Source organism: Moorena sp. SIO3B2 (assembly GCF_010692525.1).
GTDB lineage: Bacteria > Cyanobacteriota > Cyanobacteriia > Cyanobacteriales > Coleofasciculaceae > Moorena > Moorena producens.
This window is the reverse complement of the sequence record NZ_JAAHHE010000880.1, coordinates 1-1,381: the sequence shown is the minus strand read 5'-3', so window position 1 is coordinate 1,381 and position 1,381 is coordinate 1. Positions and strand designations below refer to the sequence as shown.

Genomic DNA, 1,381 nt, shown 5'->3' with positions numbered 1-1,381 from the left:
GGTATTTTTTCGGCTTTTGCTGCCAGTTCGTTTTCCATAATTTACAATTTACTGCTTGATCATGAAATTAAGGACAACCTTGCTGAGATACTGTACCATCGGGCATAGTGGCATTACACAAATTAGCCCCAGTCAAATTAGCCCCAGTCAAATTAGCACCCGTTAAGTTAGCACCGATTAAGTTAGCCTCCGTTAAATTAGCCCCACTTAGATTAGCATTTTGTAAGTCAGCATAACTTAATTTGGTTCTATACAAATAGGTATTACTTAAATCAGAGCTAGCCATGCTCGCACCGGTTAAATCCCCTAAACTTAATGTGGCTCCTTTTAAATTAGCCTCATATAAGATTACCACAGGAGCAAAAACCTTATCTAATTTAGCCTTTTCCAAGGTAGCCGATGTTAAGTCAGCATCAAATAAACGAGCAGCTACTAAATTAGCATTTGTCAGGATGGCTCGTTCTAAATTAGCGAGAGTTAAATCTGCTCCCTGGAGATTAGCATTGGTCAGATCCGAACTTACTTCTTCGGTGGCTCGTCGTTGGTAAGATTGAAGTTTAGGGTTAAGTAGAATACTATTTAGATAAGCCCCTGATAAATTAGCCCCTCTTAAATTAATACTTCTCCAATTACAGTTACTAAAATTCCCAAAGCTCAAATCACGACCACTTAAATCATCGCCTAGATCGCAATTAGAAAAAGTGTTAGATTGGGCTTGAGCTGGCAACCCTAGACAACCGAGACATAAGAGAGAAGAAACTAGAGTTGAAGAAACTAGAGTTATTGTTTTAAGCACCATAGTCATATTGAGTAGTTAGGATTGAATCTTTAGAGCATGAATTAAGACAGAGTCAAATCTAGAGCCATCCCTGTCAGAGTTGTGAGAGTAGTCAGTTGGAGCAACGGATGGTTAACGGATGTAACCAATGGAAGTATGGAAAAATCTAGAAGTCTCGCAAGATGGCGAAGAGGTTATCCAGAGTAACACGGATTTCTATGAGGTTTGACTTCGGATTGCTATAATAGTATACAGTAATTTCGATGTGAAAGTAGGATTGATCGGAACGTCGCACCAGGGAATAGGACACCAGTAGAGTTTTTTCGCTAAACTGTACACTCGTCAACAGTAATTGACCATGAATCCAACTCCCCAACTAATCCAAAACATTTTAAAATGGATAGTAGCCTCTGTCCTAATCCTGAGTCTCTTCGGATGTGCCGCCCTTCTAGACCAGTTAGGAATCGGGAATTACGCTGTCAAACGGGTATCTGACGGGGATACCATTCTCGTCGCTGACAGGTTTGGCAAGGATGTCAAAGTTCGGTTTGCCTGTATCGACGCTCCAGAAATTGCCCATTCCAAAAAAGAGAAGCAAAGCCG

At 40.7% G+C, this 1,381-nt stretch carries 3 protein-coding genes; 1 reads left to right on the top strand and 2 read right to left on the bottom strand.

Annotation, left to right across the window (positions count from 1 at the left end; all coding sequences use genetic code 11):
• Window positions 1-67: 67 nt before the first annotated feature.
• The gene (locus tag F6K38_RS42010) at window positions 68-799 is read right to left on the bottom strand and encodes a pentapeptide repeat-containing protein (protein WP_287254354.1); all 732 of its coding nucleotides are present in this window, start codon (window positions 797-799) and stop codon (window positions 68-70) included.
• 145 nt (window positions 800-944) lie between these two features.
• A complete protein-coding gene (locus tag F6K38_RS42005; protein ID WP_287254352.1) occupies window positions 945-1,124 on the bottom strand; it encodes a hypothetical protein in 180 nt (59 codons plus the stop codon).
• 12 nt (window positions 1,125-1,136) lie between these two features.
• Here F6K38_RS42005 and F6K38_RS42000 point away from each other — a divergent pair.
• Window positions 1,137-1,381: thermonuclease family protein (locus tag F6K38_RS42000; protein WP_502709672.1), on the top strand; the 245-nt coding region annotated here is incomplete at its 3' end.